Genomic DNA, 19,215 nt, shown 5'->3' on the forward strand with positions numbered 1-19,215 from the left:
TCGCTTACTACAATCAGGGGAAAGTAAACTAGAAAGAAGTGAAGTAAAATGCAAGATTTTAAAGATATAGGAATTAATGAACCTTTCCTAAGCAAATTGAAGAAAAACGGGCTTACCTCACCTACGCCTGTTCAGATCCAGGCCGTCCCTCTTCTTCTGAAGGGAAAAGATGTGGTGGCAAAAGCGCAGACAGGGACGGGGAAAACACTTGCTTTTCTGCTGCCGCTTTTACAAAAAATCGATTACGACCTTCCCTTTATTCAAGGGTTAATCGTTACCCCAACCAGAGAATTGGCACTGCAGATTACTAATGAAGTAGAGAAACTTCGTACAGAAGATACAGGAGTACTTGCCGTATACGGAGGCCAGGATGTAGTTAAGCAGGTGAAAAAGTTAACTGGGAGAACTCATATTGTCGTTGCTACTCCTGGGAGACTTCTAGATCACTTACGCCGGGAAACCATTTCTTTAAGGGATGTTCGTCATGTGATTCTTGATGAAGCAGATCAGATGCTCGAGGCAGGTTTTCTGCCCGACGTTACTTCAATACTTGAGGAGACTCCGGGTGATAGACAGACGAGCGCATTCTCAGCTACGATTTCTCCTCAAGTGAAGAGCTTGGCCGGCAGCGTTATGAAAACTCCAGAAATAATAGCGGTTCAAGCTGAAAAGGTAACGTTATCGGAAATCAAGCAGCTCGTTTATGAAACAACTGACCGGGCCAAACAGGACCATTTAATACAAATCATGAATGAACATCGTCCTTTTTTAGCTGTGATTTTCTGCAGGACGAAACGAAGAGCAAGTAAGCTGAACGGGGCGTTAAAAGCACATGGTTTTGAAGTGGATGAACTTCATGGTGATTTGTCTCAGGCCAAGCGAGAAAAAGTAATGCAGACATTTCGTGACGCCAAAATTCAATATTTGGTCGCTACTGATGTAGCTGCAAGAGGGCTGGATATTGAAGGGATAACTCACGTGTTTAACTATGATATTCCACAAGATGCAGAAAGCTATATCCATCGGATTGGAAGGACCGGACGTGCTGGTGGAAGAGGTCTTGCCATTACTTTTGCAGCCCCTAAAGATAAACAGGCCCTGCATTCAATTGAAAAAGGTATCGGAGAAAGACTTCACCGTCGTTCGATAAGTAATTTGTCACCTGGAAAAAAAGATAAAAAACCTGATTATGACCGGTCTGGGAGAAAACGAAAGTGATAATTAAAAAGGGGCAGTTAACTAGCCCTTCTTCAGGCTGTCGAGAAAGTCGACAGCTTTATTTATTTCAATAGCTTTAAATTAGATAGCTGCCTTGTTATCCCTTACTATTTGAAAGATGCAATGAAGCTCAGGCTGAGAGATCCTTCGCTTCTTTTTTATAATTTAAGAATCATTGGAGATTGCGATAAGCCAAGTTTTCAATGCAGATTTGCACAAAACATTAACATTGAGCAGGCTTATGAAATATGATAATGTAAAGCTATAATTCCGAGTTAACTCATAGGAATTATTAATTATAAGGAGATGAAGGAAATGGGCATAGAGTTTGTCGACCTTTTTAATCAATGGGCGAGCTCTTATGACGATACGGTTTCTGGAAGTGATCCAGAATACAAGGAAGTGTTTGAAGGCTATGAAGATATGCTCCAGGAACTTGCTGATTTATCGATCTCCCCTGTTCTCGAATTTGGGGTAGGGACGGCTAATTTAACACAAAAAATGGTTGCTCAGCATAAAGTAGTGGTTGGTATAGAACCATCAGAAGAAATGAGACGTATTGCCAATGTGAAATGTCCGGAAGCTGCTGTGTATTCAGGCGATTTTCTTCATTTTCCAACCCTGCAGATGCCGATACGGTCGATTGTCAGCTCCTTTGCTTTTCACCACCTCAATGAACAGGAGAAAAGGTTAGCCTTAAAGGAATATTGTGATAAACTGGAGCCAAATGGAGAAATCATTTTTATAGATACGCTGTTTAAGGATGAGAACTACAAACAGCAATTAATTGACGAAGCTGAACATAATGGTTTCATGAACTTAGCCCAGGATCTAAGAGAGGAGTACTATCCATACTTGAAAGATCTTGAGCAGATGTTCCAACAGTCAGGCTTCGAGGTAACATTTAAACCGATGAACAAATTTGCCTGGCTGATCCGGGCGAGAAAAGGAGAATGATGTATGCCACAAATGAACGTTGAAAGCTTTAATCTTGATCACACTAAAGTAAAAGCACCTTACGTAAGACTGGTAGGAGTCACCGAAGGGGAGCACGGGGACAAAATCTATAAATACGATATCCGTTTGAAGCAGCCGAACAAAGAGCATATGGAAATGCCTTCTCTTCACTCTCTGGAACACTTGCTGGCAGAGAAAAGCCGTAATCATCACGATCGTGTAATTGATATTGGGCCTATGGGCTGTCAAACCGGATTTTACCTTGCAGTTTTAAATGATGACAGCTATGAGAACGTACTGAACGTACTGGAAAAAACACTTCAAGACGTACTTGAGGCTGATGAAGTGCCGGCTTGCAATGAAGTTCAATGTGGCTTTGCGGCCAGCCACAGTTTAGAAGGAGCAAAAGAACTGGCGCGTGAATTATTAGATAAACGCGATGAATGGACTGAAGTTTTTTAATTATAGAAGGTGAGGAAAACCGATGGGATACGTGACGAACGTTCAATCACTTGTTGGCCGGACGCCGATGATTGAGTTGACCCACTCTGCGATTCCAAATCAGGCGCGTATTTTTGCGAAGCTCGAATTTATGAACCCAGGCGGCAGTGTGAAGGACCGTCTGGGTTTAAAACTGATTGAAGATGCATTAAGCCGAGGTTTATTGAAGCCGGGGAGTACCATTATTGAACCTACAGCTGGCAATACGGGCATAGGGCTTGCTCTTGCAGCTATCGGAAAAGGGTTTAAAGTAATATTCGTAATCCCGGAAAAGTTCAGTAAAGAAAAGCAAGCTCTCATGAAAGCACTGGGGGCTCAGATTGTGCACACCCCTACAACAGACGGAATGCTTGGTGCAATCAAAAAAGCCAAGGAGTTATGTGATGAAATTCCTGATGCTTTTAGTCCTCAGCAATTTCACAATATGGCAAACCCGAATACGTATTACGAAACACTGGCTCCGGAAATATTCTACGATTTAAATGGGGAGATTGACATTTTTGTGGCAGGAGCAGGTACGGGCGGCACCTTTATGGGCACAGCTCGTTATTTAAAAGAACAGGACGCTTCTATTAAAACTGTCATAGTCGAACCTGAAGGCTCTATTCTAAATGGGGGGAAATCGGGTCCTCACCGAACAGAAGGGATAGGGATGGAGTTTCTGCCTTTTTATATGGATGAAAGTTTTTTTGATGAAATTCATACAGTTTCAGACGAAGCAGCTTTTATCCGACTCAAAGAACTCGCTTTAAACGAAGGTCTGCTTGTAGCGAGTTCATCTGGGGCTGCATTTGAAGCTGCTTTACGAGAAGCAGCAAATGCTGAGGCAGGCTCACGTATTGTAACCATTTTTCCTGACAGCAGCGAACGTTATTTAAGCCAAGGAATTTATGAGGAGTGAGAGCAATGAGGAAAAAGACACAGCTCATACACGGCGGGATTACAGGTGATGAAAAAACGGGGGCCGTATCTGTACCCATTTATCAGGTGAGCACGTACAAACAGGAAGGAGTAGGCCGGCATAAAGGATATGAATATTCTCGGACCGGGAATCCGACACGCTTTGCACTTGAGGAATTAATAAAGGATCTTGAGGGAGGCCATGCGGGATTTGCTTTCGGTTCCGGAATGGCAGCGGTTACTGCAGTGTTAATGACTTTCAACCAGGGAGATCATATCATTTTTACAGATGATGTTTATGGAGGGACGTACCGGTTAGTTTCTAAAGTCATTAATCGTTTCGGATTAGACGCTACCTTCGTGGACACAAGCGATGTAAAGAATATCGAAGCAGCTTTAACGGAGAAAACGAAAGCAGTGTACGTAGAGACACCGACAAATCCGCTCTTAAAAATAACGGATATGAAAAAAGTCTCTGAACTGGCAAAGAGAAATAATTTAAAGTTTATTGTAGATAACACGTTCAGCACACCTTACTGGCAGAACCCAATTAACTTTGGCGCTGATCTTGTCCTCCATAGTGCCACTAAATATTTAGGGGGGCACAGCGATGTTGTCGCAGGGTTAGTTGTAGTCAATTCTGAGGAATTGGCAGATGAGGTTCATTTTGTTTTAAATTCTTCCGGCGGCGTGCTGGGACCACATGATTCGTGGCTGCTCATGCGTGGAATTAAAACTCTCGGAGTCCGGATGGAAGAAATAGAAAGCAACACAAAGGAATTTGTTGAATTTCTACAGGGTCTCCCGGAAGTAACGAATATTTATTATCCCGGTTTAGATGCTCATAAAGGACGGATAGTTCACGAGCAGCAGGCGGGCGGTAACGGAGGGATGATTTCATTTGATGTAGGCAGTGGGGAGAGGGCTGACCAAGTGCTCCGCAATGTAAAATACTTCACATTGGCGGAGAGTTTAGGAGCGGTTGAAAGTTTAATCTCAGTTCCAGCCATGATGACCCACGCGTCTATTCCTGCTGATCGCCGAGCCGAGTTGGGAATTACTGATGGCCTTGTTCGTGTTTCGATAGGGTTAGAAGATATTGAAGATTTAAAAGAAGATTTTCTGCAAGCTTTACGAAAATGATGACAAAAAAGCGGCCCGATGGTGGTGGCCACTGAAAAAGTCCTTTCTGCTTTTAAAGTTTGTTGTTGCTTCGCACAAATCGCTTATCGGTGGATGCTTGCCGCGGGCACGAGCTCAGCTAACTTGTCAAGAAGATCACTTGACCAAGTGGATCTTCAGCTCGCGCTGTTCCTGCGACACACCGGACGTGCTAGTATCGATGTTGGCCACAGGACATGGCCGGTTTTAATCGACCAGGCTTCAGCACCAAACGCTCATCGTGACCTTAACAGAGGTAAAACGAAAAAAAGTGATTTTCTTTGATGGATAAAAGAAAGTCACTTTTTTTTGTACAATGAAAGGAATACATAAAAGGGAGGGATTGGATGTTAGACCGACAATTATCCATGAACTTCAGTCCATTTGAGGAACTATACGATATGGTGGTTCCAAAAGACCACCTGCTTCGAAAAATAAATGACCTTGATTTCCCTTGCAGAGCGACTTCCAGCGCAAGCACCCAGACACTCGCGCCATAGTTCAGACCACCTTCATCCGGCCGTTTTATATGCGTGGCGTGTCTACCAGAGCTTCTGCGCCTTTGTTTACATGGCAGAATGAATACAACAATTCTCCTAAGCCAAACTATAGGTAAGTTCGGAAACAGGAGGAATGACGATGGATTATGCTCACTTTAAAGCTCAACTTGAAGAACGAAAGCGAGAAATTGAACAAAAAATGATGGATAACAATCAACATGGATTAGAACGTGGATTTGCAAGTGATATGGCATCAGGGGAACTGTCCCAGTATGATAATCACCCTGCAGATTCTGGAACAGAACTTTATGAACGAGAAAAAGATATGGCGTTACTGGAACATGCAGAGCAGGAGTTAGAAGACATCAGTGATGCATTAGATAAAATCGAAAAAGGAACCTATGGAGTTTGTGAAGTCTCAGGTAAGAACATCCCTGTCGAGAGACTTGAGGCTTTGCCAACAGCTAGAACATTAAAAGAATATTCCACTCCTCAGCGTGTCCCTGATGATCGAAGTATCGAAGAAGAAGTTTTAAGGGAGATTGACCAGGAGGACAATCGAGAGCCCAACCCTTATCAGCAGGCAGCCTCTTTCAATGAAAACAGCATGACATATGAAGATTCCTCCTTACAAGAAGAGGATGAAGGGTCAGGCTATACGGAAGAGTTTGAACCTTTCATATCTACTGATATCCATGGTTATACCGGCGCCGATAGTGTTCATCTTGAACGTAATCTCCACTATGAAAAATATAAAGAAGAGCACGAGGATGAGTGGGAAGAGTAATTAAAGTCTGTTGGGACAGGATCCCAACAGACTTTATTAATATCCCACTTCAACAGAAGCATTTACGATATACATTTGATCATTTGAATCATTTTTTTCTTCCAGTACAATTCCGCTCGTAGTTAACATTCCGCCCTCACGTTTTTCTACGGTTACTTCCCCGTATGGGATGGTCTGTTTAACTTCTTCTTCATCTAATTGATCGAGATCGGCTGGTAACGCAAGTTTTACGTTAACTTTCATATTATTCAGGTCATGATCCGGAAGAGCTTCCCGGATTCCCGGCATTGAATTTGAATTAATAGCATTTTGGATGGCACGTACAGAAGCATGGGTTACGTTTTGTCCATGGACATCAATTCCCATACCTGTTTGAATGAACATTAATTTTTCCATAACTTTGACTCCTCCTCATTTGTTGTTATAAAACCATACCCGTAAGGAGTGAATGTTAAAAGTCATTTTGGTTGTTCTTTGAAAACTAATGAAATACAATTAACTTACAAAAAGTAAGTTAGGGTGGTGGTGTCTTGAATGATTCAACAATAGAATCTCCTCACATTCAAACAGTGTCAATTCGCGTTACTCAATTAAAGGAAGCAAAAACTTTCTATACAGAAGTGATTGGGTTAAAAATCTTAGCGGAGTCGGAGGACGAGCTTAAACTGGGAGCCGGGGGGCGGGTGCTTCTTCAAATCTATACAGGAGCTTCCTCAAAGAAGCTGGCAGGAAAAGCTGGACTTTATCATTTTGCTTTATTAGTACCGGCCAGGGAAGATTTAGGAAGTGTACTTCATCACTTGATGGAGGTACATGCTCCGCTTCAGGGAGGTGCGGACCACATCTTTAGCGAGGCAATTTATCTAAATGACCCGGATGGTAATGGCATCGAGATTTATTGTGACCGTCCTAAAGATCAATGGCAGGTGCAAGAGGATGGATCACTGCCTTTAGCTTCCGATCCTTTAGATGCAGAAGAATTGTTGAAGATAAGAAACCAATGGCAGGGCCTTCCTGATCAAACAGTGATAGGGCATATTCATCTCCATGTGGCAAACATAAAAGAAGCTTTTCATTTCTACCATCAACTTCTTGGATTTCAAGTGAAAATAAGACTTGGGAACCAGGCGTTATTTTTAGCTGCTGATGAATACCATCATCATATTGGACTAAATACGTGGGCCGGGGAAGGCGTTCCTCCGAATCCTGCTGAAGCTGCGGGGATGAGAGAATGTGTCTTTCATGTAAACGAGGAAAGAGAAATTCTTCAATTAGCGATGCGTTTAAAGGGGGATGGCTATTCTTACAGCCTTACCTCTCATGATTTAAAAGTAGTGGATCCGTCGGGCAACCATTTACGTTTTACACTAAAAGGTCAGTACTGAGACATAAGTAAGACAATTGAGCAGATCATTAGTCAGTCAAAACGCTTAAGACTCCTATGGGAACAGTGCGACTCGAGTATCTTCAGGAAAGCCGAATTATGTTGACAAAGCAATGCTAAAAGTCCTTTCCAGACCCATAAATAATCCGAACTGATTTCAATAGAAATCGTTCGGATATATTTATGCTTTATTCAGTTTGATCTTAGTTTTAGGAGGTCGGCTGTTTAATGGGTTCAAAGATATTCATAGTCCATATCCCAATATCTTCAAAACCAAGCCGTTTATAAATTGATCCGGCTTCAGGATTATCATAAAAGAGGCAGAGCATTTTCCCTTCATCTAGAAGGTCTTCACACAGCTTCTTCATACAAGAACTGGCGTATCCTCTACGTTTAAAGTCAGGGTGAGTACAAACACCGACGATCATTGCCGACTTAGAGTTTTCAGCCGTTGTAGAAGCACTTGACACCATTTGATCGTCATCTTTCACATAATAAATACGTGTAGATTTGCCTTCTATACCCTTAATCATGCTGCTTTCACGGCTGTCATCCTGTTCAAATTCAACAATCTGGTTGTGAAGGTTGAGGATTTCAGGTACATCTTTTACTGAAGCCAGTTTAACTTGTGATGTATCAAGCTTCAACCCGAGCTTTTCCTTTGATTCACATTTGGCATAAAAGAGCGCTCGTTTCTTCTTAGGTAAATGTTCAATGTACGGAAGGATTTGATCGGTTATCGTTTGAAGACCAGATATCTGCATAAATTCGTGATCCCGATTAATAATAGCTGCAAAGCCTTCAGCGTCAAACGACTTACTGGCATAAGCAATAAAGTTGTTGTGGTATTTAAGCAGTACGGCACGCAGTCTGTCCTTCTGATCAAAATCCCCCCACAAAGTTTGAAAGTCCTGTTCATAACCAAAGTTTTCAATATCGCCAATGATGAACAGATTTTCAGCAGGTTTCTCTCCCAGTAAGCGCTGACAGTCGGGGTCATCCCGCTTATTAAGCTTACGAATCATCCCCATCCCTCCTTTATGTAAATTGTATTAATTTTACCAAATATAATGAAAATTTCAATAACCATTAGAATTTTTTTCAAAGGCGATAAGTTTATCGTAATCTGGCCACACTAAAAAAGACGTAATAAAGGGGGACAGTCTTATGAGAATAATACTTTTAGTCACTACCGCTATGATGATTATGGCTCTGCCGGTTCAGGCTCAGAGCGTATATAGTATCCAACATAAAGATCAGGTCAGAGAAGATTATGAAATTCACATTGATTTCCCGAACTTCGACGGGCTTATTAATAAGAATCTTGAACAAGAGGTAAATAAAGGGATCAAGAAAGAACTTGAGAAGATGATGTCTGAGGTGAAGAGAGCAGGAGAAGAATCAGTGGGTATTCCTGTGTTGTACTATGGGGAATCATCTGTTGTAGAAGACAAAGAGTTTATTTCTGTAATCCTCACTTCAAATATTACGAAGGGCGATTTCTATGAATCCTCAGTACGCTCCATAAATTTTGAGAATGAAGAAGACGGGATTTTCTTAAAGCTGGAAGATGTAGTCCATATGGATAAATTAAATAAAGAAGTAGAGAAGAAACTGGCAAAAGACCCTGAAACCTTCAACCTTCAAGCTTTTCAAGAAGTGAGAAAGGATACTGCTTATTATATACAAGACGGGAAACTTACTCTGGTCTTTGATAAATATGAAATCGCGTCAGGGGTTTACGGAACACCTGAGATCACCGTACCTTACCAACACGTAAAAAAAGATAAACCGCTGCATAAAAAAAGTATTCCTGTCCCTAAAAATGTTTAAAAAGGAAGCATAGCTGTCTATGCTTCCAACACTTCCTCTTCAGAATGCTGACCTCCATAATAATGAAATAGGTACTGTTCTTTGGAAATCATATACAAATCATAAATCTGTTTATCCTCGTTAATCCAATGGTGAACCTCCGGGTATAGCTCATTTGCTTTCACGACATAAGGAAGTTTTAATGCAGCTTTTAAAGAGCGTAGATTGGAATGCCGGATCTTCATAAAAATACCTTCAATATCCAGCTGGAAAAATAATTCTTCAAAGAATGCTTCTTTTGCAACCTTGTTGTATCCCTTACCAAAAAAAGGCCTGCCAAGCCATGTAGCTAGAAATCCTTTGTTTTCCTTAATATCAAATAAGTTGATTGTACCAATAGGATGGCCCCACTCATCAAGGATCGTCCGGGAAATTAACTTACCGTGTTCTTCGGCTTCTATCGTCTGTTTAGTTATAAAGTAATACTCATCGGTGGTGTCCGCTTTATCGCGAACATACGGATAAACTTCAGGATCAATCATTAAATCAAACAGTGCCGGCACATCGTGTAAGTCACGCTTTTTCAGCATAAAAAATCCCTCCTTATGGGTAGAGGAGGGTAATTTGAACAGTGGGAACTAACGTTCAGCAGGTTCAAATCACCCTCGAATTTTTATCAATTGCTCACAAAAATTCGGGGTGGGAATCGAACCCACTAGAACCAGCTTGCTGGTGGCGCACCATTTGCCTTCCCTTTGTCCGTGTACGATACTATATATTATAGTAAGATTATCTTAATCGATTTTTTAGTAAAAGGGAATAGGCGAATAACAAATTTTTATTGTTAAATTTTGCTCTCAGTATGCACCCTTTTCATCTACTGCTTATCCTTGTACAGGAGTCGTTTTAGAGCAGCTTTTTCCTTTGTTTGGAACAACCATCTCCGCCTTTTAGTTAGAAAAAATATTATTTCAGAATAGTGAAAAGCGTGATATTAAATATAAACATAACGTATAAGTTACGAACGAATGCCGCTTTTCTTTTTCATGTTAAGAAAATTGAATTAGGTATTACTTTTTATAAACGATTTTTCCATTGATCATTGTCCAGACCGGCACCGACATGAATTCGAAGGGATGCCCATTCCACAATACAAGATCTGCATCTTTACCTTTCTCAATTGAACCGACACGCTTATCAACTCCCAGGTTTCGGGCTGGAGTAATCGTGATTCCCCGTAATGCATCCTCTAACGGAAATCCTTCACGGGCGGACAAAGCCGCGCAAACGTTTAAGTATTGTATCGGTGTGTAAGGATGATCAGTCGTTACCGACACCTGGATACCGTGTTCATGTAGTACCCTATAGGTCTGCCACGTTTTGTTACGCAGTTCAATTTTAGACATGCGTGTAAGAGTAGGTCCGACTGAAACTTGAAGATTGCGGCCGGCGAGCTTATCGACAATTAAATGTCCTTCTGTACAATGCTCAATTCTTAAGTCCAAATCAAATTCATCAGCAAATCGCAAAGCTGTAATAATGTCGTCTGCTCGGTGAGCGTGAATACGAACGGGAATTTCTTTTCTTAATGCTTGTAATATAGGTCGAACCCGCAGATCTTCGGGGTCGGACTTGGTAGCACGATAAAATGTTTCCCTTAAGGTTCCCATTATTCCGAGCCTTGTTATTGAGGCATTTCTTGAAGGAGAATGAACACGCTTTGGATTTTCTCCTAGTGCCATTTTTAATCCTGCGGTTTCCTTGATCACCATATCACTAATTGAGTGACCGCTAGTCTTAATAACGGAAGTAGTCCCGCCGATAATATTAGCGCTCCCCGGCATAATATGAGCTGTCGTCACACCAGACTTTCGAGCATGAAAAAAAGCAGGATCGAAAGGATGAGTGCCGTCCACGGCACGAAGGTGGGGAGTCGTTGCTTCGATTGTTTCATTGGCGTCGCTTCCTGCCCAGCCTGTCCCTTCATCATACAGCCCCAAATGAGTATGAACATCAATAAATCCTGGAAACAACCACTGTCCTTTACCATCAATAATTTCAGCTTCTTCAGGGATGGACAGATCTGTTCCAAAGTCATCGATTCTGCCATCAGTGATAAGAACGCTGCCTTGTCTTACTGGTGGAGTGGTAATTGGATGAATATGAACATTTGTAACAATCGTGTGCACATGAGATCCTCCTCATTTTGTCTTATATATAGTATACTTCCAAAATAAATAACTAGATCATAAAAAAAGAACGGGAGTAGTTTTGCCCGTTCGTTAGTCAGTCAATATAGATTGTAAAGCAGGTTTAAGTTCAGGGTATTTAAAAGCATACCCGTATTCCGTAGCTTTTTTGGGGACGACAGATTGTCCGTCTAAAAGCAGGGTGCTCATATCTCCAAGAGCAGCTTTTAATGCAAAAGCTGGAGCAGGAAGCCAGTGAGGCCGATTTAAAACTTCTCCTAACGTCTGGCCGAAGTCTTTGTTTCGTTTAGGGTGAGGAGCCGTCCCATTAAGAGGACCTTCTATGCTTTTTTCCTTAACAGCTAATTTTATCAGACCCACTACATCTTCTACATGTACCCACGACATCCACTGTTCCCCGGTACCGAGGTTACCTCCTGCCATCAACCGGTAAGGGATAACCATTTTAGGAAGCGCTCCTTCCTCTCCCAGGATAATACCAAAGCGGATAAACGCTGTGCGAACCCCCAGGTTGGCTGCCTTTGAGGCGCGCTTTTCCCATTCAGCAACTACGTTAGCTAAAAAGTCATTCCCGGGCTCTGTCGTTTCTTCGGTGAATGTTTTTGTCTTAGATTTACCGTAAAAACCTACAGCAGATGCATTAACTAATACATTTGGTTTTACGTGAGATTTTTCGATAATTTCAAGGACGCCTTCAGTTGCATCAATTCGACTGTTCATGATCGATCTTTTTTTGTCTTCTGTCCAGCGGCCGCTGTTTAATGATTCACCTGCAAGGTTTACAAATGCATCGATTTGAGGTAGCTCAAGCCATGGAGAATAACCATCCATCAGCCACCCTATATAGGTGGTATGATCCGTATCGTGGTACTTTTCAGGGCTTCTTGTCAATATGTACACATGGTGACCTTCTTCAATCAATTCACGGGTCAGCTTCTGGCCCACAAATCCTGTGCCTCCAGTAATGGCGATATTCATCAAAGCTGCCTCCTTAAAATTAGATTTAAAACGATTCTCTGGCGTGACCGAATGATAGCAAGCCGTGCTACAATAGTGGGAAAGGGGTGTTGTAAAATGGCAAAAATCACTCGGGTCACGACTCAGAAAAAGAGTAAGAATCGGTACAATATCTATCTGGATCGAGGTCAAGGGGAGGCCTACGGTTTCAGCGTTGATGAAGACATCTTAGTTAAGTACACCCTCCAGAAAGGCAAGGAACTTGAAGAGTCTACCATCGAAGCTTTAATCCAGAAAGATACCATACATAAGGTATATACCCAAACAATAAATTATTTAAGCTATAGAATGCGTTCAGAAAAAGAAATACGTGATTTTTTAGCGAAAAAAGAAACGGACGAAGAGCATATTGAAGAAATCGTTCAAAGATTGTACAGGGAAAAACTTCTCGATGACCTTGAGTTCGCTAAAGCTTTGGTAAGAACGAGAATGAACACCGCAAGTAAGGGTCCTTTAGTGTTAAAAAAAGAGTTAATTGAAAAAGGAGTTGACAAGTCAGTGGCTGAGGAAGCTATACTTGAATTTCCTTTTGAGCTGCAAGTGGAAAAAGCGGTGAAATTAGCCGAGAAAAAATTGAGAAGTGATCGTAAAAAATCTCAGAAGCAGCAAATTCAGAATGCCCAACAGCATCTTATGCAAAAGGGTTTTAACAGCGATGTTATAAAAGAGGCACTGTCTCAACTTCCGGAAGAAGAGAGCGATCAGGAGTGGGAAGCGGTTGTCTTTCAAGGGGATAAGCTGCTGCGTAAATACGAGAGAAAGGCGGAAGGGTTTGAATTAAAACAAAAAGTGAAATCGGGGTTGTATCGAAAAGGGTTCTCGTTCGAAGAGATCGATCGTTTTATTGATGAGTATATAACTGAAGAGTAAATGTGCATAAATTTTGCTGCAGGAAATGTTCATAGACCCTGCACGTGGTCATATTTCCAAAAAGAAGTTTATAAACAAAAAGCGCCCCTCATACAGTCAGGGGCACTCTTCTTCATCAGTGTAATCCTTTTGTTTTTAAATCCTCTACGGCTTCGTATACATGGTCAACCACGAATGCTGCTTTTTTCTGTACATCCGGATGGGCCGTAGACATCGCATAACTGTGCGGTGTAACTTCAAACATGGGCAGATCATTAAAAGAATCTCCAATACAGGCTGTTTCGTTAGGTTCCACTCCGATTGAGTGAAGGAGTGCTTTTATTCCGTTCCCTTTATTGATCATCTGCGGCATAATATCTACACAGGATTCATGTGAAATAAAACTGTCTAGTTTATTCCCAAATTGCTTCTGCACCCGGCCGTGGGCAAGAATAACATCGTCTTCTTTCCCATGTAAGGTTATTTTAGAAGGGGCAATGTGACTTCCAAATTGAGAAGTGAGTGCAGGCTCGATAATAATATTCTGAAAGAGCTGAGTCGAAATTAAATCGACCCATTCATTATGCTCGCTTGTATAAATTTTATCTTCTGTCGAAACCGTTTTGACCATGGGCTCCTCTTCAATAAAATTCATAACTTCCTTTGCCATAGCGGCTTCAAAAAATCTTGAATGAATGGAATTATCATTGACATCATATACGAAAGCACCGTTTTGGCTGATACGGTGGCCTGTGACACCGACTTTATTAAGGACCTGTGCTATATCATGATCCATCCGGCCGGAAGCTACAGCTAATTCTACTTTCGCTTGATTTAATTTTTTTAACGATTCTATATCTTCTGGCTTAATATAGTGATTCATACCTAATAAAGTTCCGTCCAAATCACTAATGAAAAGTTTAATCATTTGTCTGCTCCTTTCAGCTGCGGAGGCGTTTACAGCCACGATAACGATTGTACAATGAAAATAAGGGCATACCAAACACTTTGTTTTTCCTAAGACGAAGGTTGTCAAATTTGAAAGTCAATTATACGATAGAATATACTGAGATATTGAAACCGTTTTTTTTGTCAAAATACGTGGGGGAGCAAATATGGACGAACAAATTACGATAGATAAAGTGTTAAATAATAATGTGGTCATCGCTAAGCATCCGTCCTATCAAGAGGTTGTGCTTATAGGGAAGGGCATTGGATTCAATAAGAAACGAGGGGACTCAATTTCGTTTAATAAAGCGGACAAGACATTTTTATTAAAAAATGAAAATGAAAAGCAGCAGTATGTCAATTTGATCCCCCACATTGAAGAAGGTTTTATCGATTTCATGAATGACCTGCTATATCATATTGAAAATCGAATGGGGCAGGAACTAAATGAACATATTCATGTAGCTTTAACCGATCATCTCGCTTTCGCTTTAAAGAGAACACAAAAAAACATGCAATTCACGAACCCTTTTTTACCGGAGATCGAATCACTTTATCCAAAAGAGTATCAAATCGCATTAGAAGTGGTGACGATGGTGTATGATCAACTTGGCGTCCAATTTCCAGAAGGAGAAATTGGTTTTATTGCACTGCATATCCACAGTGCAGTAACAGATAAAACTTTAAGGGAGATAAACCGTCATAATCAGCTGATCACCAATCTTGTGGAGCTGGTAGAGGAGACGATGCATGTTACCATCGATAAACACAGCGTTGATTATCACCGCCTGGTACAGCATTTGCATCGGGCGATCGACCGGGTTTACCAGGATGAAAGCATCGGTGACGAAATTCGCCTCGCCAACATGTTGAAAAATGAATATCCCATGTGCTATAATTTAGCGTGGAAGTTAATTAAAGTGATGCAAAAACAGCTAAATAAACCAGTTGATGAATCAGAAGCAATCTATTTGACGATTCATTTACAGCGATTAACCAAAAAATCTTAACGTTACGTGTTACTGATACGATCAGGCATGAGTATCGAAGGATCAAATGGTTACGATATAAGGGAGTAGTGTACCCTGTTCGTAATGATTGAACCTTTGTACTCATGCCTTTTTTGTTGGCAATAAAGCATAAAGGCCGGGGCAATACTGTTCCCGTTCGCCTTTATTTTTCGTACTCATGAAACCGTTTTATTTTTCTGACAATTGCTGTTTTTGTTTCACCACAATATAAAAATAGGGAGGAATTACTTATGTTTAAGAATGCTTTTGGTACTTTGCAAAAAGTAGGTAAAGCGTTGATGACACCTGTTGCCTTGCTTCCAGCTGCCGGTATTTTGCTGGCATTTGGTACGAGCTTTGCACAGGAAGACTTTACTGATAAAGTGCCATTCTTCACCACGCCATGGGTTCAGACATTACTGGAAGTTATGGCTGAAGCTGGTGGAATTGTCTTTGATAACTTGCCGCTGCTCTTTGCAGTAGGTGTTGCGATTGGGCTGGCAAAAGGTGATGGAGTTGCCGGTCTGGCTGCTATTATTGGGTACTTAATCATGAATGTAGTTATGGGAGTACTCGGCAATGTGGATGGTGATATGACCTCAGACCCTGCCTATGCTGAAGTATTAGGGATACCTACCCTGCAGACCGGGGTCTTCGGCGGTATTATCGTCGGTATATTGGCAGCCTTTATGTATAACCGATATTTTAAAATTGAATTGCCGCAGTTCTTAGGATTCTTTGCAGGTAAACGGTTTGTTCCGATTATTACCGCATTTTCTGCGATTTTCTTAGGTATGATTATGCTTGTTGTGTGGCCATTTGCACAAAATGGTTTAAATGCTCTTTCTCATTTGATGCTTGAGGGGAACCAGACGATTTCCGCGTTCTTCTTTGGTGTAATCGAACGTTCATTGATTCCATTTGGACTGCACCACATTTTCTATTCTCCGTTCTGGTTTGAATTTGGTTCTTACGAAAATGCAGCAGGAGAACTTATTCGTGGTGACCAAACAATTTTCTTTGAACAGCTAAAAGATGGGGTTGATTTTACAGCCGGAACGTTTATGGTTGGTAAATTCCCATTCATGATGTTTGGACTGCCAGCTGCAGCTTTAGCGATTTATCATACAGCAAAACCTGAACGTAAAAAAGTGGTCGGCGGTATCATGCTTTCAGCCGCACTGACTTCTTTCCTGACAGGGATTACAGAGCCGCTTGAATTCTCATTCTTATTTGTTGCTCCTGTCTTGTTTGGTATTCATGCTGTTTTTGCAGGATTGTCCTTTATGACGATGGAAATTTTAAACGTTAAAATCGGTCAAACCTTCTCTGGAGGATTGATAGACTTTATTCTCTTTGGAATTATGCCTAACCGTACCGACTGGTGGTGGGTTATCATTGTTGGTCTCATCTTAGCTGTGATCTACTACTTTGGTTTCCGATGGGCCATTCTAAAATTCAACCTTGCGACACCAGGGCGTGAGGATGAAGCGGCTGATGCAGGTGGAACAACCGGTGAAGGTGATGATTTACCATTTGAAATTCTTGAAGCTATGGGCGGCGAGAAGAACATCAGTTACCTGGATGCGTGTATTACCCGTCTAAGAGTGTCCGTTCACGATAAAGGAAATGTAAACAAAGATCGTCTTAAGCAGCTAGGTGCTTCTGGTGTAATGGAAGTTGGCAATAATATTCAGGCGATTTACGGACCAGTTTCAGATACCCTCCGTGGGCAAATGCAGGATATTATTGATGGCAAGACACCACGTAAGCGTGAGGAAGATGTTAAAGAAAGTGCCGGTGAATCTGGTGCCGTAGCACCTGTATCTGACGGTGATCTGGAGTTTGTGAGCCCGATGAAGGGTAAAGTATTACCAATTACTGAAGTACCTGACCAGGTGTTTTCTGGTAAAATGATGGGGGATGGCTTTGCAATTGAACCGATTGATGGTAAAATTGTTTCGCCTATTAATGGTAAAGTACTCAATGTATTCTCTACTAAGCACGCAATTGGACTGCAAGCTGAAAATGGTATGGAAATTTTGATTCACATCGGAATCGATACTGTGAAGCTTAAGGGTGAAGGGTTTACTTCAAAAGTTGAAGAAGGAACTGAAGTCAAGCAAGGTCAGACTTTAATGGAAGTAGATCTTGACTATGTCAGCGAAAATGCGACTTCCATTATTACCCCGATTGTCTTTACGAATCTTGAAGAAGGTCAGCAGGTCGAAATTACGGCTGCTGGCGAAGTGGATCATAATACAGAGAATATTGTTACCATAACAAAATAAAAGGAGAGATTTAATCATGGCAGAACAAGCAATGACAATTACAGCAGCAGACGGCGTACACGCTCGTCCAGCAACAGCCCTTGTACAAGTGGCAGGGCAGTACGAATCTGATGTGAACATCGAATACAAAGGCAAGTCAGTAAACATGAAGTCAATCATGGGAGTTATGTCTCTTGGGATCCCTAATGGTGCAGAAATTAAGTTTACTGCAGAAGGTTCTGATGCAGATGAAGCTGTTGAAGCACTTGCCAAAAAAGCTAAAGACGAAGGTTTAGGCGAATAAGAAAAAGGAGCAAGCCGCTTATAAGGGCTTGCTCCTCAGCTTGTAGAGAAACCCCGTGTTTTTCTGCAAGCTTTTTTTGTGTGCACGGGCGGTCGAATACCGCTCGCTTTCCGCGGACGAACGCCCGAGCCTCCTCGTGAAACCCACACTGCGGGGTCTCGGATCGCCCGTTTTTCCGCAGGAGTCTCGCAGTATTCGCCCGCCCGTAACCGAAAAAGACTCTCCTTCACCTGGCTAACCCTGTCCAGGTGAAGGGCAATCTTTTTCATGTTCTGGTCAGTAAGGCCTGTTCCCGGACATTTTCCTTTCCACGCAAACGACAATAACTCAGCCCGTGCAGTTCTTTTGAATCTGCGAAGCTACGCTCAATTTTCTCTTTTCTCATTCTATAAATCCATTTGCCCTCATTGGATAATCGGTTCAAGCGAACTTGTTCTTTAGCTCTCTCCCAAACGTGACGTGTGATGGTTTTCTGGTGTTTTGCATTTTGGGTACATGTCTGAAGTAAGGGACAGGTCACACATATTGAAGGGTTTGATTGACTAACACCGTCTTAGAGAGTTCTTACCTATAGTGTACTAAATGAACGCGGTGTAAAATGAAAGTTCCACAAAAAAGGAGCAAGCCGCTTATAAGGGCTTGCTCCTTTTTTGTGTGAGTAATGGATAAGTAAATCAATTAAAAAAGTCCAGTAACCTGGAATTTCAGTTCATGTATTTGTTAACGGTCCACAAAGATTTCTGGGCGTCCATCATCCTCGTTAAAAATCTGCTCTGCCACCCCTTCAGGTCCTTTAAGAGAATGTGGATTGCTCACGTGGTCACTTTGATCCCAAAAGGGTGTATTCATGCCTCCCATGTACACAGCAGTTGCTTTCATTGATTCGCTTTCCCATTCTTTATGCAGGCTTTCTGTGAAGCCGCGCACGGCAAATTTAGATGCGCAGTACACTGTTTCCTCTGCTTTTCCCCTTAGTCCGGCCGTCGATATTATATTTAATACTCTTCCGTTGGACTGATTCAGTAAAGGAGCAGCTTCCTGTGTCATTAAAATAGTACCTCTAACATTCGTATTGAGCATCTTATCGATATCTTCCGGGTTATAGGAGTCGAGTGTCCCAAATATTCCTATTCCTGCGTTATTAATTAATACATCTAAATGGTCGAGCTGCTTAAAAGCTTCCTGAACCGAAGCAGGCTCAGTTACATCACAAATAAGCACTTCGGATTCACCGCCGAGTTCTTTAATTTCTTGCTGTACGAGCAGCAGTTTTTTTTCTGTTCGACCTGCCAGAAAGACGTTGTAGTTGTTTTGAGCGTAATGAAGTGCCAGGGCTCTTCCTAATCCGGTTCCTGCTCCGCTGATTAATACTTTTCTCATATGATAA

Annotated in this window: 21 protein-coding genes and 1 pseudogene; 14 read left to right on the top strand and 8 right to left on the bottom strand. The window is 41.7% G+C overall.

Features of this window, described 5'->3' with window-relative positions; all coding sequences use genetic code 11:
- The first annotated feature begins 48 nt into the window (after positions 1–48).
- The 8 genes from C1A12_RS18815 to C1A12_RS18840 all read left to right on the top strand — a co-directional run bounded on the left by C1A12_RS18815 (position 49) and on the right by C1A12_RS18840 (position 6,024).
- Entirely contained in the window at positions 49–1,218 is a 1,170-nt protein-coding gene (locus tag C1A12_RS18815) for a DEAD/DEAH box helicase (RefSeq protein WP_101846387.1), read from the top strand.
- Between the two features lie 315 nt (positions 1,219–1,533).
- On the top strand, positions 1,534–2,175 hold the full coding sequence (locus C1A12_RS18820; protein WP_101846389.1) for a class I SAM-dependent methyltransferase: 642 nt from the start codon (positions 1,534–1,536) through the stop codon (positions 2,173–2,175).
- 3 nt (positions 2,176–2,178) lie between these two features.
- A complete protein-coding gene (locus tag C1A12_RS18825) occupies positions 2,179–2,637 on the top strand; it encodes an S-ribosylhomocysteine lyase (protein WP_101846391.1) in 459 nt (152 codons plus the stop codon).
- Between the two features lie 22 nt (positions 2,638–2,659).
- The gene (locus C1A12_RS18830) at positions 2,660–3,577 is read left to right on the top strand and encodes a PLP-dependent cysteine synthase family protein (protein ID WP_101846392.1); all 918 of its coding nucleotides are present in this window, start codon (positions 2,660–2,662) and stop codon (positions 3,575–3,577) included.
- Between the two features lie 5 nt (positions 3,578–3,582).
- Entirely contained in the window at positions 3,583–4,719 is a 1,137-nt protein-coding gene (locus C1A12_RS18835) for a bifunctional cystathionine gamma-lyase/homocysteine desulfhydrase (protein WP_101846394.1), read from the top strand.
- Between the two features lie 123 nt (positions 4,720–4,842).
- Positions 4,843–5,022: a hypothetical protein gene (locus C1A12_RS20960; protein ID WP_145997065.1), complete on the top strand. Its 180-nt coding sequence runs from the start codon at positions 4,843–4,845 to the stop codon at positions 5,020–5,022.
- Between the two features lie 62 nt (positions 5,023–5,084).
- Complete coding sequence (locus C1A12_RS21165; RefSeq protein ID WP_159462232.1) at positions 5,085–5,237, top strand: hypothetical protein; 153 nt, start codon at positions 5,085–5,087, stop codon at positions 5,235–5,237.
- Between the two features lie 139 nt (positions 5,238–5,376).
- A complete protein-coding gene (locus tag C1A12_RS18840) occupies positions 5,377–6,024 on the top strand; it encodes a TraR/DksA C4-type zinc finger protein (protein WP_101846396.1) in 648 nt (215 codons plus the stop codon).
- Positions 6,025–6,060: 36 nt separating this feature from the next.
- Here C1A12_RS18840 and C1A12_RS18845 read toward each other — a convergent pair whose 3' ends face one another.
- Positions 6,061–6,420 (bottom strand): Lin0512 family protein, encoded by a 360-nt coding sequence (locus tag C1A12_RS18845; RefSeq protein ID WP_101846398.1) that lies wholly within the window; start codon positions 6,418–6,420, stop codon positions 6,061–6,063.
- 134 nt (positions 6,421–6,554) lie between these two features.
- On the opposite strand from C1A12_RS18845, the gene C1A12_RS18850 reads away from it, so the two are divergent.
- Positions 6,555–7,409: a VOC family protein gene (locus C1A12_RS18850; RefSeq protein ID WP_101846400.1), complete on the top strand. Its 855-nt coding sequence runs from the start codon at positions 6,555–6,557 to the stop codon at positions 7,407–7,409.
- A gap of 208 nt (positions 7,410–7,617) precedes the next feature.
- Here the strand turns inward: C1A12_RS18850 and C1A12_RS18855 are convergent, their stop codons facing one another.
- Positions 7,618–8,433: a GNAT family N-acetyltransferase gene (locus C1A12_RS18855; protein WP_101846402.1), complete on the bottom strand. Its 816-nt coding sequence runs from the start codon at positions 8,431–8,433 to the stop codon at positions 7,618–7,620.
- Between the two features lie 142 nt (positions 8,434–8,575).
- On the opposite strand from C1A12_RS18855, the gene C1A12_RS18860 reads away from it, so the two are divergent.
- A complete protein-coding gene (locus C1A12_RS18860) occupies positions 8,576–9,241 on the top strand; it encodes an RsiV family protein (protein WP_101846403.1) in 666 nt (221 codons plus the stop codon).
- 17 nt (positions 9,242–9,258) lie between these two features.
- Here the strand turns inward: C1A12_RS18860 and C1A12_RS18865 are convergent, their stop codons facing one another.
- The 3 genes from C1A12_RS18865 to C1A12_RS18875 form a co-directional block, all read right to left on the bottom strand.
- Complete coding sequence (locus C1A12_RS18865) at positions 9,259–9,810, bottom strand: GNAT family N-acetyltransferase (protein ID WP_101846405.1); 552 nt, start codon at positions 9,808–9,810, stop codon at positions 9,259–9,261.
- Between the two features lie 480 nt (positions 9,811–10,290).
- A complete protein-coding gene (locus C1A12_RS18870) occupies positions 10,291–11,409 on the bottom strand; it encodes an amidohydrolase (protein ID WP_101846407.1) in 1,119 nt (372 codons plus the stop codon).
- A gap of 93 nt (positions 11,410–11,502) precedes the next feature.
- Positions 11,503–12,408, bottom strand: a complete 906-nt coding sequence (locus C1A12_RS18875; RefSeq protein WP_101846409.1) for a TIGR01777 family oxidoreductase — start codon at positions 12,406–12,408, stop codon at positions 11,503–11,505.
- A gap of 96 nt (positions 12,409–12,504) precedes the next feature.
- On the opposite strand from C1A12_RS18875, the gene recX reads away from it, so the two are divergent.
- Positions 12,505–13,317, top strand: coding sequence for a recombination regulator RecX (recX, locus tag C1A12_RS18880; RefSeq protein WP_101846411.1), 813 nt, complete (start codon positions 12,505–12,507; stop codon positions 13,315–13,317).
- Positions 13,318–13,432: 115 nt separating this feature from the next.
- On the opposite strand, the gene C1A12_RS18885 is transcribed toward recX, so the two are convergent.
- Complete coding sequence (locus tag C1A12_RS18885) at positions 13,433–14,224, bottom strand: HAD family hydrolase (RefSeq protein ID WP_101846413.1); 792 nt, start codon at positions 14,222–14,224, stop codon at positions 13,433–13,435.
- A 187-nt stretch (positions 14,225–14,411) separates the two neighbouring features.
- Between C1A12_RS18885 and glcT the strand changes: the two genes are divergently transcribed.
- The 3 genes from glcT to C1A12_RS18900 all read left to right on the top strand — a co-directional run bounded on the left by glcT (position 14,412) and on the right by C1A12_RS18900 (position 17,828).
- Positions 14,412–15,254, top strand: coding sequence for a glucose PTS transporter transcription antiterminator GlcT (glcT, locus tag C1A12_RS18890; protein ID WP_101846415.1), 843 nt, complete (start codon positions 14,412–14,414; stop codon positions 15,252–15,254).
- A 251-nt stretch (positions 15,255–15,505) separates the two neighbouring features.
- Entirely contained in the window at positions 15,506–17,545 is a 2,040-nt protein-coding gene (gene ptsG, locus C1A12_RS18895; protein ID WP_101846417.1) for a glucose-specific PTS transporter subunit IIBC, read from the top strand.
- A gap of 16 nt (positions 17,546–17,561) precedes the next feature.
- Positions 17,562–17,828, top strand: a complete 267-nt coding sequence (locus C1A12_RS18900; RefSeq protein WP_101846419.1) for a phosphocarrier protein HPr — start codon at positions 17,562–17,564, stop codon at positions 17,826–17,828.
- Positions 17,829–18,093: 265 nt separating this feature from the next.
- Here the strand turns inward: C1A12_RS18900 and C1A12_RS18905 are convergent.
- Both C1A12_RS18905 and C1A12_RS18910 read right to left on the bottom strand, forming a co-directional pair.
- A pseudogene (locus C1A12_RS18905) lies at positions 18,094–18,366 on the bottom strand (transposase); the annotation flags it as partial.
- Between the two features lie 182 nt (positions 18,367–18,548).
- Entirely contained in the window at positions 18,549–19,208 is a 660-nt protein-coding gene (locus tag C1A12_RS18910; protein WP_101846423.1) for an SDR family oxidoreductase, read from the bottom strand.
- Between the last annotated feature and the right edge of the window lie 7 nt (positions 19,209–19,215).

Source organism: Halobacillus sp. Marseille-P3879 (assembly GCF_900240285.1).
Lineage (GTDB): Bacteria > Bacillota > Bacilli > Bacillales > Halobacillaceae > Halobacillus_A.

Bases quoted from the DNA above. Each gene is read 5' to 3' on its own strand.
- C1A12_RS18910 (WP_101846423.1), bottom strand. From the start codon at position 19,208: ATGAGAAAAGTATTAATCAGCGGAGCAGGAACCGGATTAGGAAGAGCC.
- C1A12_RS21165 (WP_159462232.1), top strand. From the start codon at position 5,085: ATGTTAGACCGACAATTATCCATGAACTTCAGTCCATTTGAGGAACTA.
- C1A12_RS18860 (WP_101846403.1), top strand. From the start codon at position 8,576: ATGAGAATAATACTTTTAGTCACTACCGCTATGATGATTATGGCTCTG.
- ptsG (WP_101846417.1), top strand. From the start codon at position 15,506: ATGTTTAAGAATGCTTTTGGTACTTTGCAAAAAGTAGGTAAAGCGTTG.
- C1A12_RS18840 (WP_101846396.1), top strand. From the start codon at position 5,377: ATGGATTATGCTCACTTTAAAGCTCAACTTGAAGAACGAAAGCGAGAA.
- C1A12_RS18865 (WP_101846405.1), bottom strand. From the start codon at position 9,810: ATGCTGAAAAAGCGTGACTTACACGATGTGCCGGCACTGTTTGATTTA.
- C1A12_RS18825 (WP_101846391.1), top strand. From the start codon at position 2,179: ATGCCACAAATGAACGTTGAAAGCTTTAATCTTGATCACACTAAAGTA.
- C1A12_RS18845 (WP_101846398.1), bottom strand. From the start codon at position 6,420: ATGGAAAAATTAATGTTCATTCAAACAGGTATGGGAATTGATGTCCAT.
- C1A12_RS18875 (WP_101846409.1), bottom strand. From the start codon at position 12,408: ATGAATATCGCCATTACTGGAGGCACAGGATTTGTGGGCCAGAAGCTG.
- C1A12_RS18885 (WP_101846413.1), bottom strand. From the start codon at position 14,224: ATGATTAAACTTTTCATTAGTGATTTGGACGGAACTTTATTAGGTATG.
- C1A12_RS18835 (WP_101846394.1), top strand. From the start codon at position 3,583: ATGAGGAAAAAGACACAGCTCATACACGGCGGGATTACAGGTGATGAA.
- recX (WP_101846411.1), top strand. From the start codon at position 12,505: ATGGCAAAAATCACTCGGGTCACGACTCAGAAAAAGAGTAAGAATCGG.
- C1A12_RS18900 (WP_101846419.1), top strand. From the start codon at position 17,562: ATGGCAGAACAAGCAATGACAATTACAGCAGCAGACGGCGTACACGCT.
- glcT (WP_101846415.1), top strand. From the start codon at position 14,412: ATGGACGAACAAATTACGATAGATAAAGTGTTAAATAATAATGTGGTC.
- C1A12_RS18820 (WP_101846389.1), top strand. From the start codon at position 1,534: ATGGGCATAGAGTTTGTCGACCTTTTTAATCAATGGGCGAGCTCTTAT.
- C1A12_RS18815 (WP_101846387.1), top strand. From the start codon at position 49: ATGCAAGATTTTAAAGATATAGGAATTAATGAACCTTTCCTAAGCAAA.
- C1A12_RS18830 (WP_101846392.1), top strand. From the start codon at position 2,660: ATGGGATACGTGACGAACGTTCAATCACTTGTTGGCCGGACGCCGATG.
- C1A12_RS18855 (WP_101846402.1), bottom strand. From the start codon at position 8,433: ATGATTCGTAAGCTTAATAAGCGGGATGACCCCGACTGTCAGCGCTTA.